Origin of the sequence: Colwellia sp. 6M3 (genome assembly GCF_014077595.1) — a bacterium.
GTDB lineage: Bacteria > Pseudomonadota > Gammaproteobacteria > Enterobacterales > Alteromonadaceae > Cognaticolwellia.
The window spans coordinates 48,922-65,702 of record NZ_JACGWF010000010.1 but is presented as its reverse complement, the minus strand read 5'-3'; the positions used below and the strand labels follow the sequence as shown (position 1 = coordinate 65,702).

Here is a 16,781-nt window from a genome sequence, read left to right as displayed (position 1 = left end):
GCTCAACGACTAAAGCGATTGCATCAAGTTTGAATTCTTTTGAATATTTTTTACGTTTTGTCATTTTCGATCTCCAATTAAGATTATTATCTCTTAACTAGGTAGTCGAATCCATTAGACCACGTCAATCTGAGCTGGCAATGTTATTAGGGGTTTTAAAAGATAATGGCACAATTACGGTCGATCAATACAAACGATTAATGGCTGAACATCAAGGCGAAAAGGTAGAAACTCAAAAACTATCTAAGATAAAACAGCCTATTGCTAACGAAGCTCAGGTGGTGGTCAAAAATGGTATAAAAGTAAAAAGTGCCGACAAGCAATTCTCTGCTCATATTGGTGGGCGTGTTGAAGCCCATGCTGCTTGGTATAAAAGTGATGATTTTGACTTAGGTGATGGTACTGCTATTCGTCGTGCAAGGTTATTTATAAAAGGTACCCTCTATAATAACTGGCAGTATAAATTAGATTACGACTTTGTTGCAGGAGGAACTAAAGGGATAAAAGATGCATTTTTGGCATATAAAGTTAACGATTCAGTTCAGTTAATTACGGGTAACTATAAAGTGCCTTTCTCGTTGGAGTTTCAGGCGAGTTCTCATGCTAACACCTTTATCGAGCGTTCACTCGCCTTTGGACTTTCACCAGGCAGGCATCTAGGCGCTGGTATAAATATGTTTAAAGATAACTGGTCGCTACAAGCCGGTATATTTGGTAATAAATTACACCAAAGTAATGCTGGCCAAGATGAAGAGACATTAATTGCAGGAAGGTTAGTGTGGCTTCCCGTTAAAAATGATGATTATTTTGTGCACTTAGGTGTAGCTGGCTTGCACTCTAACAATGGCGATAATACCTCGTTAAGACTTAAATCAAATCCAGAAAGTTATGTAGCTAGCACTCAATTAGTCGATACGGGAGCGATCTCAGACGTTGACGATTACTCGCAAATAGGGTTCGAGGCCGCTGTTAACTATCAGCGACTGAATATTCAGAGTGAATATATAAAAAGCTCGGTAAATACAGGGTTAGAAAGTTTAGATTTTAATAGTTGGTATATTCAATCAAGTTTATTTTTAACTAATGATCGCCGAGTTTACAAAAAAGGTAAGTTCGGTATTGTGAAACCGCAAAGCATTCTCGGGCAAGACGGTACTGGAGCTTGGGAACTTGCTATGCGCTACAGTGAAATAGATCTAAATGCCGCAGATGTTATTGGGGGCATTGAAAGAAACATGACGTTAGCATTGAATGTATATGCGACACCAGAAATACGCTTTACGGCAGAGTATTTAAAAGTGCTAGAGGTGAGTAAAAATAATCCAACTACTGATAATGCAAGTTTGGATCTTGGTCAAGTTAGGATGGAGTGGGTGTTTTGAGTCACTTGAAAGTAGTGTCAAATCCTCAGACGGGTGACTATACCTTGTTATTAAATTGCGCAATTAATCACTCGTCTAATACTTTTATATCCTAGTTATGTAGATTACGGATCTGATAGTAAAAATTAGTAATTATCTCCAATTAATAATTTTTACTAACTTATTTGTACTAGGTTTTTCTTTATTTTTATATTGAGTAACTGAGCAATAGCTTGCAATACTTCGGTGGACCCATTACCAAAAATCAACTGCTGTGGATCAACTTTATGATGCGCTGCTAATTTAATTTTAAATTCATCAAAGGATTCATCTGCATAACGATTGCCATATAATTCGATAGCCTGTTTAGCCGCTAATAATGCTTTAGGAAACATGCCAAATGAATTTTCATTAAAATGTAGCATAAGCTTAGCGGCGTTTTGACGAAAAGGTAATATAGGATGGCTGTTAGCAAAGGCGAACTGAGAATTGGTAGCCAAGCCTACCCAAGCAGCGCCTAAACCCAATTGTTGAATGAATTTTCTTCTCGAAGTATGAATGGCTAAGTCGTTCATTATTTATTTCCTTATTTTTAATTACACTACTCTTTTTGGATATGCAGTTCAAATATCGAGCAACGCATTGTGTCTGCTAGTAGGGCTGCTTTAACTCGACAAATAAGTTTAAGATTTTGGTTCTTAATCAAGAGTATGTTTTCATAGCATTTTGCTTAATAACCCATACAACCCTTAACTCCGTCAGTAGGGTTTTATTTTACAGCCATTGGATCGCTAACTATTTATTTGTTTTGGCTTAACGGTAAACTCAATTACCGGGGGCTTAGCACCATCTAATTGTTTGGGTGATCCTGCATTCTTACAAAAAGGGTTGAAGTCAAAATGCCTGTGCAACAATTGTTTGTCGATTTACTGGATAAAACTCATACCTAACGCTATCAAATTCTGACTTTCTCATCCATTGACCTGTTCCAATAGTCAGTTCAATGACACTGCTCGCAACAAAATCAGGCCCTGTTGAATAGATCAGGTATACGGTTTACTCTTCTTATACACTTATCTTAAAAGTATGAATAAAACAAAATTAGAACATCATGTATAAATGATAGGAGATACTGCTATTTCTTTAATTAGAAACAGGGTTCAATGGACAGGAAATGGTCAAACTATAAATAAAACATTATGGAAATCATGCTATTAAATAAAATTGATGGCGTGGAGAAATAGCCCATATCCATTAGTCTAGTAAGTTTCTATAACCATGTAAAAAAAGGAAAATATTATGGAAAGCAAATTGATATCAAGTCAATTATTGAAAAAGAAAACATCATTAGCAAAAACGATAAAAAAATTATTTCTACTCGTTAATGTTTTAGTTGTTATGCCTGCAATGGCTCACCAAACATTTATGCTACCCAATCAATTTAATTGGAATGAGGGTGATCAAATAGATGTAGCCCTTTCAAGCTCATTATCATTTCCTGATTTTGGTAGTGGTTTTACAGTAGACCGAATAGAAATTTCACATACCTTTATCAATGGTGTTGAGATTGCATCAGTAAAATATCGAAAAGAGAAATCAGCACTTCACGCATTGTTTACTGCAAGTAATAAAGGGACTGCGGTACTCGCTATTAGCAGTAAGAAAAGGCATGGCGAAATAGCAGCTAAAAATGTGGATACTTACTTTGAAGAAATAGAAGCTAATGAAGAGACAATTGATGCCTTTCATAAAGCATCTGAAGGTAAACCAATGCAAAGAAGTTACAGTAAGCATGTTAAAACGCTGATGTGTGTAGATAAATGTTCTATTCATGATAAACCCAGTAGTCAGCCTGCAGGTTTAGTCTTAGAGTTTGTTCCAATAGAAAATAAGCTCAATCAATTTTTTTTACTGAGAAATGGTAAGCCGTTAGCAAACCATAAAGTGACCCAGGCTTTAACTAATAAAAAAACATATTTTAAGAAAACCAATGCAGAAGGTATTTTTATGATTGAACCTGAACTGAGTGGCACTTTGATGTTGGGATCTGTAGTTATAACGATTCCAGAAGAAGTCATGGGAACCTATCATAGTGATTATACTACTTTGACAATTAATCTCAGTCCTAGTCAGAAATAAATATTGATCTTATTAAACCATAATGTTGATAAAAGGATTTGGCAATGGTGGCTTTTTTGTAACAGTTTCCAGAGTGTTGCGGGTAAGCCATTCGGGCCTGTGAGTTATAGTATCGACGATACCAGTATTACTTTTAATTAATAAAAATCATTGCCCAGAACTACTAGGAAGCGTCTAGTAAACTAGTGGCAATTCAATAAGCTTATCTGCTTTAATTAAACAGATAAGCTTTGATAATGGAATTTAATTAAATTATTGAGGTGTTAAATTAAAAAAGAACAAATAGAAGGTATACGTATATTAAGCGACAATTAACTTGAACAGTTACATAGGGCAGAACTTTAGTATTCAGCTTTAGCGATAGTAACCGAACAAATAAAAGGCCTTCTAAAGCAGTCTAATAGGTTAAATACATTGACTCGTTACTTTACTGTCGCAGAATGCATGTGCAAATATTACTAGAACGTCTCACGCAGTGGAGCTGATTTTCAGGTTATCGCAGTCGAAGCCCTGAAAAACCACTCTCACTGGAAGTGATAGAAGAAAATAGCTACGGTCGGTCACTGCCCATTTGAGACGGTCACTTTATTAATGGGGAATGACTGCAATTGGCACAACGCTGACTACTAATGATTAATATTCGAGTTTAGCCTTATTAAAAACAAAACTTCGCCCTCGCGGGGCTTTGTATTGCTTGGCCATATCTTATGGTTTATTAGGTCAGGAATTAACCTAGAGCAGTCGTTGGAATCCCTAGATTTAAAGATCACTTTGTGCGCATTGCTGACATGAACTATGGTTTGTTCTTTAGGTCACTGATTAGCCAAGAGCCGACCTTCGGTGTTGGGATTCGCGCTATTTTAGACGCTTCCCCACCAACATCGCCAAAGTAGGTTTACTTGTGTTGTGTACTTCTAACTTCCTATGGCTTCTTTCAGCCTATCGGGTTTGTCAGTTTCGCTGGACAAACAAAAAAACGTTCACCTTAATTAAACGGCAATACATCCACGATAGGGCTTTTTAAATGTTGATTAACTGCGTTATTAAGCGCAGATTTTTCTTACGCGTAAACCGAGTAAAGCCAAAGCAAAAATTGCAAGCGTTGTTGGCTCTGGTACTGAGGTCGCCGCATTCCAATTTCGAACTTGAGAAAGTTTAGCAACACTAAGGTCTGACGTTAAGCTTCTGTACATAGCTGAGCTTGTATCACTTACATTAGAGGCAAGGTTAATACCATCTTGATTTATACCTTCAATACCTACGAAGAACATCAAAGAAGCCGTTTGGCCAGCTAATAGCTCCATATCAAATAATGCAGAAAACCCTTCATCTCCAGAGCTCCCGAAACTAGAAGAAAGATCCGTTAAGAAAACAGAAGTTGGAGAAAAAGCACCATTACTGCCATATATCCATGAATTAACTTCGTTATCTGTTCCTGTCGTACTATCTGCGGTCACAACCCATTTATCATCAGTTGTTGCCAATAAGTCACCATTACTTGTTGCAATGGTTTGTTGACCACCATCATTACCTGTATTGTTCTGCCATGACAGATTGGCTAATTCTGTATTCGCATTGGTGTTTGTAACGGTAACAAGTTGGCGCATTACCGGGCCAAGAGCCATAAATTCAACAAAAATATCAAGACCGCCGAATGATATTGTATCCAACTTTAAAGACGTACCGTCCCAGTCGCCGCCACCTACACCATAGGCATTACCGTTTAGTGCTACGCCCATCGCATCATCAAAATGATCGCCGCCGCCACCAGCGCCAAGAGAACTGGCATCCAGAAAACAGGTAAAACCACCGCCACAATCACTTTGAAGGGAACCATAATTAACATCTGAGTTGTCAAAAAGAGATGAATTGGGAAGAGTGATAGGGGTTGCTTGTACGAATGATGTACTTGCTACCATGGATACCGCTATTAGAAGTTTGATTAATTTCACTTTGACATTCCTTTTAATCGCTTCAAAAATATTTCAAAGCATTTCTCGATGCTGCATGTTATGTGCCAAGATATTAATGTCAAATTAAAACAATCACTTATGTTTCTTTGTTTGATTTAGACTAGCCGAATGAACTTTTTAGGCTGTGTTTTTTACGTTTTTGTAAAAAAACCTGACAACCTTCTTTGTAAGTGTCTGGTAATTCCCGGACTCTACTAGTTGTTCTTACAGATCACAATATAAGCTTTGAAACATATCTGAGTTGATTAAATATCTGAGTTGATTAAATATCTGAGTTGATCAAATATCTGGGGTATCTGGGGTCAGAGTAAACTTTTGAATTATTTTTTAGCATATATAAATAGCGTTCAGCGAACTTATATTTAGACAACCTGCCAACTTTCCATGTGACTGCAATTCGCTCTAAGTCCTTAAACTTTTAAGGTTATTAGGTCAAATCGCACAGAAAAGTCATAAAAACGAATTAGTGAAAGGTCAGATTTCGTTTCAAAGTGATCGTTAGGCGGGATGATTTTTATTCGTAAATTTAGACTGCTTTGTGGCAGTTGTTGTTTTTAAAAGCCAGTTACCTTAATGACTACTTTGTCGGAGGATAGGCCTTTTCATATCTTAAATATTAGATGTATATTATTAGTTAAAATAAAGCTTAATTTTTAAAACTAAAAGTTAACTAATCCATTTTAATCATTTGAAATGAGCTAAAACTACAGGTAATTATGTGTAATTTATCGCTCATTCTAATATTAAATTGTATGCCTAACTCATCAAAGCTTATGCTTAAAATATAATGTATATTCTGATGAATTATAAAGTGCTGTTTAGTTGTTAAATTCAGCTAAAGCTTGCATGGCTAGTGCTGACTTATCTGCTTGTACAAAAATATGATCATGATAAAAAGCGGCAATGACATTCGCACTGATACCTTTTTCTGTAAGCTTTGTGGCAATTGCAGCTGTTAAGCCAACCGCTTCAAGGCTTGAATGTATTGTTAAGGTTATGCCTTTAAATATGGCTTCATAGGCTAAACCTGCTTTATCAGCAATATCTTGCTTTATTAATAGCGTTAACCCTTCAGACTCAAGGTAAGCAGCTAAAGGAAAAAGCTCAGCATGATCGCCATATTTTGCATCTTTAAATGTGCAGAACACATAATCGCCATCAAGTAACTTAGGCTCCATTGATGCTAGTAGTGTATTAATATTTGTTTCGCCTGACATATTTTTAACCTTTTTGTTATTGTGATAAGGAAAGCTTAATTATTAAGAAAGTAAATTTATTATTTTGTCTTTTTAGCTTGAGCGATAAAGTCGTTTAAGTAGTCTATATGCTGTTCATCTTTACGAACACCGACAAAAATCTGTTTACGAATACCTTTCTCTCCGAAACGAATACTCTTAATAGGCATTGATTTTGAATATTCATCTACTAGCCAGCCAGGTAAAGCACAAACGCCTCGACCAGCGGCCACCATTTGCAACATGATCTCAGTTGTCTCTATGTATTTGTGTTTCTTAACTGAACATTTTGCGGGATTGAGGAATTGACTGAAAATATCGAGCCTTAGCGGTTCAACAGGGTAACTAAAAAGTACTTCTTCGTTTAGTTGCTCCGGTAATACAAAACCTTTTTTTGCCAGTTCGTGAGATGCAGAAACCACGAGTCTATGTTCATAGTCAAAAACAGGGATGTATTCTATTTTAGGTTTAAAGAGTGGGTCTGGTGTAATAAGTACGTCTATTTCGTAGCTAAGTAATGCCCCTAAAGCGCCAAACTGGAACTCCTGCTTCACGTCCATATCAATATCTGGCCATTGTTCTAAATAAGGCTGAATAACTCTCAGTAACCATTGATAACAAGGGTGGCATTCCATACCAATGCGTAATGATCCCATTTCGCCTTTTGCAATCTGACTCAGTAATAACTCGGTATGTAAAAATTGCGGCAACACTCTATTAGCTAGTGTTTGAATGCGTTCTCCAGCAGCGGTAAGACGTAGGTTTCGACCTTCTTTTTTCCATATTGGCGTAGCTATCTGGCCTTCAAGCTTTTTAATGCTGTGACTTAACGCAGATTGAGATAAATGTAATGAATCAGCCGCTTTAGTTAGGGTTCCATGTTCTTTTATTGCGGTTAATATTTCTAAATGTATCCTCTCTAACACTGGTTAACTCCTTTTTAGCTGTTTATTCACTTTAATGATGAACTACATTCATTGATTGATGAAATAATATCATTTTATTAATCAAACAAGTTTTTTATAATGAGCATAGGAATAAATAATGGCGACAGTTCTTTTCTTGGTTTTTCCCGCAGTTAGCTGCTAGAAGACACTAAAGCTGTTGTTTAACCTAAAGTCTGAATATTGTAGGCGACAACTGTACCTTGAATCGATAGTTATATTTTTGTCGCTCTTAAAAATAGAATCAAAAAATAGAAGTAGTCGTTAATGTATATCATTGAATTTATCACGAATAATATCTCAACCCTTTTGGCATTGATTACCACAGGCGTATTTGCAGGTATTTTAGCTGGCTTATTAGGCGTGGGCGGCGGTATTGTTATTGTACCTGTGTTGTTTTTTTTGTTCCAAAGCTTTGGTGTCTCGCCAGAGTCTGCGATGCTCGTTGCAACTGCAACCTCTCTGGCCACCATAGTACCAACGTCGATTAGTTCAATTCGTTCTCACCATCAAAAAGGTAATGTCGATTTTGTTCTGCTCAAACGTTGGGCGGTATTTATTCTTATCGGGGTATTGGTTGGTAGTTGGTTAGTCACTCGTGTTGAAGGTAATATACTGACACTGCTTTTTGGTGTGATAGCAGTCTTATCAGCATTAAATATGTTGTTTAGAACCGGTAAATCGGCACTGTACCAAAAATTACCAGGTGCAACCGGGCAAACGATAATGGGCACATCCATCGGTTTTTTCAGTGCTATGGTGGGGATTGGCGGTGGTACTATCTCGGTGCCACTACTCACCCTTTATAATTATCCTGCTCATAAGGCCATTGGCACTGCGGCGGCAATAGGGTTGATTATTTCCTTGCCGGGCGCGTTAACCATGTTGATTTTAGGTAGTACACCTGTCGATGCTCCTGCGGGAACGTTTGGTTTGGTTAATCTATTTGGATTTATTTGTATTGTACCGCTAACCGTTTTATTCGCACCTGTTGGGGCATCATTGGCAGCAAAACTAGATGCGGTAAAACTGAAGAAGATTTTTGCCTTTGTATTGCTTTTTACTGGCTTACGTATGTTGGCGCAATTTTTCTTTTAGCGTTTTTATAATGCTAAATTGTTGTTGAATACTCACTAGAACAAGAAAATTTTTAGTTTTATTAAGGGAGCAGATAAGGGCCACTAACTTGGTATTGGAAGTGACACTCCATTACCCCTAAAGTAACCCTATTCAGTATCAATATTAGGCTCAGGTTTGGCTGGCGAGTTCTTTTCGGATTATGTCAGCTCCTGCGCTTAACGCTTTTAATTTCCCCCTTGCTACTTCCCGAGATAAAGGCGCCATGCCACAGTTAGTGCAAGGGTAGAGTTTATCGGCATCGACATATTTAAGTGCTTCTCGTAGCGTTTTCGCGACTTCCTCTGGCGTTTCAATCGTGTTACTTGCGACATCAATAGCACCTACCATTACTTTTTTACCGCGAATAAGCTCCAATAGATCCATTGGTACATGCGAGTTATGGCACTCTAGCGAGATAATATCGATACTCGACTTTTGCAGTTTAGGAAACGCTTCTTCATATTGTCGCCATTGTGAACCCAATGTTTTCTTCCAATCTGTATTGGCTTTGATGCCATAGCCATAACAAATATGTACTGCGGTTTCACATTTTAAGCCTTCAATTGCTCGCTCTAAACAAGCAATGCCCCAATCATTAACTTCATCAAAAAACACATTAAAAGCAGGTTCGTCAAACTGAATAATATCAACTCCTGCTGCCTCTAATTCTTTAGCTTCTTGATTAAGAATTTTGGCAAATTCCCAAGCCAGCTTTTCGCGGCTTTTATAATGGTCATCATAAAGCGTATCAATCATGGTCATTGGGCCTGGCAACGCCCATTTAATAGGTTGACTGGTTTGCTGGCGTAAAAGTTTGGCATCTTCAACAAAAACAGGCTTAGGGCGAGAAACTGGGCCAACTACCGTAGGAACACTAGCCTCATAACGATCACGAATTTTAACCGTTTTACGCTTCTCAAAATCGACGCCGGTTAGGTGCTCGATAAATGTGGTCACAAAATGTTGACGCGTTTGCTCGCCATCACTAACAATATCAATGCCTGCACGTTGTTGTTCTTGCAATGACACAAGTAAAGCGTCGTGTTTACCGTCAATTAATTCATCGCCTTGTAACTTCCAAGGTGACCATAGTGCTTCAGGCTCTGCAAGCCATGAGGGCTTAGGTAAACTGCCTGCGGTTGATGTAGGTAGTAATTTTTCTATAAGCGCTTTGTTAGTGGGATTTTTCTTAATAAGTGTTTTCATAATAAATGCCGCTGTACCTTTTTATTCATTTCAATTGGGTTAATTAAAGCGCGTAATTAGCAGACCACTGCGTAAGTATTTTTTGATAAGGTTTGATGAAGTTCTCTTCAGTAAATTTTCCCTGCTTAATGGACAATTTATTACGCTCTTCTCTGTCATAAACAATTTGCGTTAATGAATGATCTTGGTTCTTTAAATTGGGTTGATAAAAATTTCCTGCTACAGCATTGGCATTATAAATTTCAGGTCGGTAAATTTTTTGAAATGTTTCCATCGTGCTGATGGTACTAATTAGCTCAAGGTTACTGTAATCATTAAGTAAATCACCAAAGAAAAAGAAAGCCAAAGGCGCAACACTTTTAGGAGGCATAAAGTATCGAACTTGTAAGCCCATTTTTTTGAAGTATTGCTCAGTTAAAGATGATTCATTAGGTTGGTATTCAACCCCCAACAAAGGATGTTGATTACCAGTTCGAAGGTAAGTTTTGTTATCAGAAACACTTAAACAGATAACGGGCGTTTTCTTAAAGTGTTTTTTATAAGTAGTTGAATTAACAAAATATTTGAAAAGTTTTCCATGCAAATCGCCAAAACTATCTGGAATGCTAAACTGCGCTTGGCCTTTATTATGTTCTGACAACAGCACACTAAAATCATAATCTCTGACATAAGAAGAGAAGTTATTTCCTACAATGCCTTCAATGCGTTCGTTAGTTTGATGATCAACAACCGTTGTTTTTAATACTTCGATTGACGGAAAAGACTGCCCACTGTCTTCAATATCTATATCAACAGAAATGATTTCAAGCTCGACAGAATAACGATCAGCTTTGGGATTATCCCAATAGGCTAGGGCATTAAAGCTATTGTCGATCATCTTTAACGTATTGCGTAAATTCTGTTGGCGACTCTTGCCTCTGGCCAAGTTAGCAAAGTTGGTTGTAATGCGTGTATTGTCTGATGGATGATAGTTTTCATTGAGACATATGTTTTTAATCGTAAATGTAAAATCTGTATTCATGATGATCTGATATCCAATTTCTGTAATAAAACCTGAATGTATTTCATGCTCTTTTTGAGCTGTTAGCTTCCTTTTCTGATTTTCTTTGTCAGTAGTCTTCTACAGTTTCTTTGGTTTATGCCTAAAGGCTTAATTGAAAACCAGCTGTAATAATGTCTAAAGTTAAAAGCAGAATGTATTTTATACGTGGTTAATTACATGAATAAAATTGATTTTATTTCATAAATGCATGATTAAAATTCATAGGTGGCTGTATTCGGATGTTTCGAGTATTTCTGGAAGCAATGTCTGCCCGAACTTCTGGGAGATGCGAACACAGCTTTCGTCTTAATGTGATTATGGGCTGAGGGGCTTAAATGAGGTCAGGAATATAAAATGAGTGAACTAATGAGCTTATCTTGCGTAAACAGTATCTAGTTATATGTTCTGAGCAACATAGAAAAACAATAAAAAGCTCATTCAGTTGAGCTTTTTATTGTTAAGTTCGACGCTTATTATCTAGCTAAATTATATAGCTAAATTATCTAGCTATAGTAAACAGTCAGTTTAATGCTATCGATTTTGCAGTCGATTGTAATCAAACAACCCGGCTTTGTAAGGATGTTGTTTTTTATTGTCTGCGTGCATTGCATCACTATGTTGCCAAAAGTTAGGGTCGGTTCTGCGTATAGCATAGTTGTCCATTAATTTTTGATAGTCTGCTTTTGTAGTTAATGCCGATACAGAGTTAACGTAGTTATTTAATTGTGACTCGCTAACATTCACGAACACATCAGGGTATGCACCGACCAAGCCGCTAGTAACGGTAATAGTGTCTTGCTCAGGCAAGCGGTTTTCATCTTCACTTAACAAGCTTGTTATATTACTGTGGGCATTATTACGCAGTACGGAATAATAATGTGTTTGTTCTTTGCCTTGTATTGATAAAAAGGTGATTTGTGGCATCAAGGTAACGGCACCGCCAACTAAGTGCTGTAATTTAGCGAGCGCTTTACGATGACTTTTTGGTGTACTCTTACTGGCCAAATTATTATCAGTGACTAATACCGGGTTAACTTTTTGTTTTAATAACTGATACAACTCCTGTTTAGGCTGTTCAGTTTGGTAATGTATTCCTGAAGGTTGAGAAAACAATTTATGTGGTGCCATCAAGTATTCTTTTTGACTGTCTGACACGCCTTGATACCATTTGTTTAGTTCAGCTTTACGGGTTTCAGGTGGCAATAATGCAAGAAAGTTAAACTCACCTTCGATACGCAAAAAGTCCATATATAAGCGGGTATTTAATTGGTGACCTATATTGCCATAAACATCAAAGCCAGCAGCTAATAAGTAGTGAATACGTTCTAACAAGCCATAGTCAATTACCCAAGATGTTTGAGGAGGGCGACCGACTAATCCTTTAACCACGGTTGCAGAATCAATATGTCGAAAAATAGTTAATGCTGCATTAGTATTGTCACCATCACCTGCCCAAATTTGATCCGTCGTTAAATGTTCGCCGTTAGGAAATGCTGTATTCATTCTTGTGGCTTTATTGTGCATATACGAACGCTGAAGTTTAGAGTACTTCAGCCAATTAGTAATAACATAGGCATTGCTTTCAGCGGCAGAAGGTAAGGCTAATTTATCTTGCTGCTCGTTATAAAATGCAGAGTGATCTTTAGCATTTTTCTCATTTGGATTAACGAAGAATACCCAAAAGTGATCATTAATTACATTCAATGCGACTTGCCCTCTGCAAACCGGACTCTTAATGAAATTCATGATGGTAAATTCGGCTTCTTCTAGCAAAAACTTATAACGTGAAATAGAAGGTATTGCCTCAAAAGCTTTAAAAGGGTTTGAAGCGATTTCTGGCTGGTATGAAGGTAAAGCTTCTACTTGATAGTTATCTTGAAAAAATAACTGCGTAAATGTTATTAAGCGGTCATTATTTAATGCATACGGCATATGAGTTTTTTCTAATATGCTGCCTTGCTCGCGCCATAAGCGATAATAAACTCGCTCTACACCGGGATCATCATATGGTCGACGGGTGGCAATAATATCGATCGGTTGGCCAGGAGGCGTTCGAGAACGGACAACTTTAAAGAATTCGCCGGCAGGTAATTCAGAGAAATAAAGGTGGGCGATAAACCAATGTTCATATAAATATCGACTGACCAGTTTTTCTTTTAATGAGTCACCGTTTAGGTAGTTTTCCCAAGTGGCTATTTGGTTAATATAATGATCAGTTAATGGCGGTAGTGGTGCCATTTTTGCGCCGTTACGCAGCCAATCCTGCAAAATTTTATCTTCAGGCTTTGACAGCGCAGGCAAGCCAAATGGCATACCCCAATCTGGATAGTTTTGGACATAGTTTTCTATTTCAACGTCTGTTGGACATTGTTGTTCTCTATCTAACGAGAAGTTAAATTGCTTAGGTAGTATTTTACCCGCAGGTAACGGGTGTTGTTGTTTAAGCGAGAGTAATCTCGACATAACACTTGCTTGCTGATTAAGTGCTGGCGATTGTTGACGCTCGTTAAGCACGCCATAAAACCCGTTGTTTCGCCATGCTTGAGTGCTGTCATTATCTACAAATAAGCGCTGTGGTGTCGCAGCCAACAATCGAGTGCCGTCATACACTAACTCTTTGTTTGCACCTCGATCTATACCTTGCGGAGATGATAGTTTCAACTGACAAGGCGCGTCGTAACAGCCGTGGCAAACAACACAACGCTGTTCAATAATTGGCTGTACTTCATCATGATAAAACTCGGCTTGAGCCGAATTATTTACGACCATACGTGCTTGCGGTTCCGCAATGCCGAACAGATCATCAAATTGGCTATTGGCGATCATGGCACAGCCACCCAAAATAGCTAGAATGAATATAATTAAAACAGGTTTTGACTTGGGAGAAACTTTCATATCAGCGCTAACACTTATAGGTTGATGAATTGTAACTATAAAGGCTGCATATTATAAACGAAATGGCAGTCTCAAAGCTACCTACCCATTATTACGTGGGTAGCATGTTAAATTAGTACGGAACGCGTATACACCTAGATCAGCAGGTATTGGAATTTTGCTTATGTGTATCTTCTACTTTCTTAAGTTTAAGAGTCTAAGCCATGGCTAGCAAAGGGGTTGCTATCAAGTTAGAGTTGATCTAGTTTTATTGATTATTTAGCCACTAAAAAGTGAACGGTTATGACCCTTGAAAAATTTACAAACGCAGCTCAACAATTCTTAGCGCGTAGAGTCTCAGGTACTAAAGCCTATAGTTTAGCTGAAGCTTTAATCCCTCGTTCTATTGATGAAGCGTTATCGATCCAACAAGCCATAATTAAGCTTCGCCCTGATAATGTTACCGGCTGGAAATGCCTATTACCTTTAGCTGAAGACAAGCTTATTATCGCGCCTATTTTTAGCGAAACGATGCAAGAGGGAGAACAATGTTGGTTAATGCAAGACAATAGCAAAGTGCGAATTGAACCTGAAATTGCCTTTGTTTTGAGTCAAGATTTACCTGCACGCGATGAAGATTATTCTGAAGCAGAAATCAACGCGGCTATTGGCAGTTGTCATATGGCATTAGAATTAATACAAAGTCGCTTTGCTGATGACTACGACGCGACATTTCCTGAACGCTTAGCTGATTGTTTAGTTAATCAAGGCTTATTTTTAGGCCCTACAATTGATAAGTCCGTGGCATTCTCAGCAGATAAATTTCAGGTATCAATTAAACAGTATGAAGAAGGTGGTGAGCTTAACGAGCAGATATTTAATGGCGTGCATCCTAACCCGTTGCCGCAATTACCCGTTTATTGGGCGATAAACTTTATGACAAAACGAGGCACGAGCTTTAAAAAAGGTGAAGCCTTTACAACAGGATCGTATGCAGGGGTTGTAGAGTTAGATTTTGATAAAAACACAGACATTGATTATGCCGGTGTTGGCAGCTTTAAGGTTGTATTTAAAGAACTTTTTTAACCATAATCAGATAATAAAACATTGAGATGAAGTTGATTTAAGCTTATTTAAATCAACTCAAAAGTCTTTAACATTGCTAAGCCAATACTGACGGTAAATAAAGAAGCCACCGTACTCATTACAATAATATTAGCCGCTAAGGTTTCATTGCCCTTCATCGCTTTCACCATAATGTAACTTGCTGCCGCTGTTGGTGTACTTGACATTAAAAACACTATTCCTAAATCCATTTTTGAAAAACCACTGAGATATGCGATATAGGTAATGATAATCGGCGAGACGATTAATTTAGCGATAACAGCGATTGTAGCAACGGTTTTAGTATCGTTCATATCAGCAAACGACAAACTAGCGCCAATACAGAGTAGCGCAACGGGTAAGGTTAATTGGCTTAAATAATCACCTGTTTGCATTATTACTGGGTGCACAGGTATGTGCAGCAAATTAATCATAATACCGAGTACAATACCGATGATTAATGGATTTTTAGTCATGCTAATGATCATCGAGAAAAAATTAAGTTTTTTGTCGGTTAGTGTTGTCGTTAGGGTATAAATAGACAGAATGTTGTACACCAATGACAGTATCGACATAACAATTGACGCTTTAGCAATACCCGCATCACCATATAAATTTACACAAAGTGCTAAACCTACAATAGCTAAATTTCCGCGAAATGCGCCTTGGACATAAACCCCTTTATCGCGAGGGTTTTTCACGAAAATACTCGCGGTTAATGTCAATAGTATAAATACCAAAAAGGTTGATAATGACGCATTTGCAATGGTGACAGGGTCAAAAACCGTTGCAATATCGGTTCTTATCATGCTCATACCAAGTAGTATCGGGAGCGATATTTTAAACACCAATATTGACGCTTGATCAACAAAGGCTTGGCCAATAATGCCATAGTATTTAAGTATACTACCGAGCACTACCATCATAAAAATAGGGCCAGTGACAGCGAACGAAAAGTTAAGCGTTGATAGAAATTCAGTTAGCACATTTGGCTCAGTTATTTAGATTAAAACAAGGCTATACACAAGTTATCATATTTCTTTAAGCTAACTTGTGTATAGCCTTGCAGTTTAGCGATTAACACGGAGGTAAATCAATAACTTTGATTACTATGCTTTATAAATTAGACTCATTTTCACGATTATTGATATGAAATATTGCATGATACAAAGACAGTAAAGCTCAAGCTTAAAAGGGTTACATTGTGAATCAAGCAATATTATGATGATTCGGTATAATGAACTAAATAAAGAGGGCAAAATTATGATGAAATTTATTACATGCTTATTAAGTTTAACTGTTGTTACGTTTTCAATAACGGCGGTAGAAGCCGCGCAAGTTGAAGTTAAGTGGACAAATCCAGAAAAATACACGGATGTTGATTCAGCTCAAGGGCACAGACAAAAATTTAAAGAGCGCACGTTTAAAAACTTGGAAGCGCATTTTTCTAAATTAGCTGAAAAGTTACCCGAGCAGCAGAAATTAATTTTTGAAGTAACCAATTTAGATTTAGCTGGCGATATTAATTACGGCATAAAGCGTGTTCGTATTATAAAAGATATATTTTCCCCTCGAATGAAGTTTAGTTACGAGTTACTAAATGCTGATAATACTGTGGTTAAACGTGATGATGTTTCGCTACACGACATGGGATTTTTAACGCATAGCAGTCTAAAATATCGTAATGAAAGCTTAAGTTATGAAAAAAAGATGTTTGATGATTGGTTTAAAAAAACCTTTGAAAATAACATGACGAAATAAATATATTTAAAGCATAAAAAACG

At 37.4% G+C, this 16,781-nt stretch carries 13 protein-coding genes; 5 read left to right on the top strand and 8 right to left on the bottom strand.

From position 1 onward, the window contains the following. The first annotated feature begins 140 nt into the window (after positions 1-140). Entirely contained in the window at positions 141-1,382 is a 1,242-nt protein-coding gene (locus H4J50_RS04135) for an OprO/OprP family phosphate-selective porin (RefSeq protein WP_182254626.1), read from the top strand. A gap of 155 nt (positions 1,383-1,537) precedes the next feature. Here the strand turns inward: H4J50_RS04135 and H4J50_RS19570 are convergent, their stop codons facing one another. Then, positions 1,538-1,936, bottom strand: a complete 399-nt coding sequence (locus tag H4J50_RS19570) for an aminotransferase class I/II-fold pyridoxal phosphate-dependent enzyme (protein WP_259366157.1) — start codon at positions 1,934-1,936, stop codon at positions 1,538-1,540. 724 nt (positions 1,937-2,660) lie between these two features. Between H4J50_RS19570 and H4J50_RS04125 the strand changes: the two genes are divergently transcribed. Further along, positions 2,661-3,500, top strand: coding sequence for a DUF4198 domain-containing protein (locus H4J50_RS04125; protein WP_182254624.1), 840 nt, complete (start codon positions 2,661-2,663; stop codon positions 3,498-3,500). Positions 3,501-4,543: 1,043 nt separating this feature from the next. Here H4J50_RS04125 and H4J50_RS19835 read toward each other — a convergent pair. The 3 genes from H4J50_RS19835 to H4J50_RS04110 form a co-directional block, all read right to left on the bottom strand. Further along, positions 4,544-5,452: a PEP-CTERM sorting domain-containing protein gene (locus H4J50_RS19835; RefSeq protein WP_182254622.1), complete on the bottom strand. Its 909-nt coding sequence runs from the start codon at positions 5,450-5,452 to the stop codon at positions 4,544-4,546. Positions 5,453-6,291: 839 nt separating this feature from the next. Beyond that, positions 6,292-6,690 carry an ACT domain-containing protein gene (locus tag H4J50_RS04115; RefSeq protein ID WP_108454966.1) on the bottom strand — a complete coding sequence of 133 codons (399 nt, stop codon included), beginning with the start codon at positions 6,688-6,690 and terminating at the stop codon, positions 6,292-6,294. A gap of 59 nt (positions 6,691-6,749) precedes the next feature. Next, positions 6,750-7,634, bottom strand: coding sequence for a LysR family transcriptional regulator (locus H4J50_RS04110; RefSeq protein ID WP_182254620.1), 885 nt, complete (start codon positions 7,632-7,634; stop codon positions 6,750-6,752). Positions 7,635-7,919: 285 nt separating this feature from the next. Between H4J50_RS04110 and H4J50_RS04105 the strand changes: the two genes are divergently transcribed. Beyond that, positions 7,920-8,750: a sulfite exporter TauE/SafE family protein gene (locus H4J50_RS04105; RefSeq protein WP_182254618.1), complete on the top strand. Its 831-nt coding sequence runs from the start codon at positions 7,920-7,922 to the stop codon at positions 8,748-8,750. 150 nt (positions 8,751-8,900) lie between these two features. Here the strand turns inward: H4J50_RS04105 and H4J50_RS04100 are convergent, their stop codons facing one another. The 3 genes from H4J50_RS04100 to H4J50_RS04090 all read right to left on the bottom strand — a co-directional run bounded on the left by H4J50_RS04100 (position 8,901) and on the right by H4J50_RS04090 (position 13,914). Beyond that, positions 8,901-9,977, bottom strand: coding sequence for a methionine synthase (locus tag H4J50_RS04100; RefSeq protein ID WP_220466093.1), 1,077 nt, complete (start codon positions 9,975-9,977; stop codon positions 8,901-8,903). Between the two features lie 43 nt (positions 9,978-10,020). Continuing rightward, positions 10,021-10,998: a DUF1852 domain-containing protein gene (locus H4J50_RS04095; RefSeq protein WP_182254616.1), complete on the bottom strand. Its 978-nt coding sequence runs from the start codon at positions 10,996-10,998 to the stop codon at positions 10,021-10,023. Between the two features lie 552 nt (positions 10,999-11,550). Beyond that, positions 11,551-13,914 carry a fatty acid cis/trans isomerase gene (locus H4J50_RS04090; protein WP_182254614.1) on the bottom strand — a complete coding sequence of 788 codons (2,364 nt, stop codon included), beginning with the start codon at positions 13,912-13,914 and terminating at the stop codon, positions 11,551-11,553. Positions 13,915-14,196: 282 nt separating this feature from the next. On the opposite strand from H4J50_RS04090, the gene H4J50_RS04085 reads away from it, so the two are divergent. Further along, positions 14,197-14,979 carry a hydratase gene (locus H4J50_RS04085; RefSeq protein WP_182254612.1) on the top strand — a complete coding sequence of 261 codons (783 nt, stop codon included), beginning with the start codon at positions 14,197-14,199 and terminating at the stop codon, positions 14,977-14,979. Between the two features lie 47 nt (positions 14,980-15,026). On the opposite strand, the gene H4J50_RS19830 is transcribed toward H4J50_RS04085, so the two are convergent. Further along, positions 15,027-15,983: an AEC family transporter gene (locus H4J50_RS19830; RefSeq protein WP_182254610.1), complete on the bottom strand. Its 957-nt coding sequence runs from the start codon at positions 15,981-15,983 to the stop codon at positions 15,027-15,029. A 277-nt stretch (positions 15,984-16,260) separates the two neighbouring features. Between H4J50_RS19830 and H4J50_RS04075 the strand changes: the two genes are divergently transcribed. Beyond that, complete coding sequence (locus H4J50_RS04075) at positions 16,261-16,758, top strand: DUF3016 domain-containing protein (RefSeq protein ID WP_259366156.1); 498 nt, start codon at positions 16,261-16,263, stop codon at positions 16,756-16,758. The last annotated feature ends 23 nt before the right edge of the window (positions 16,759-16,781 follow it).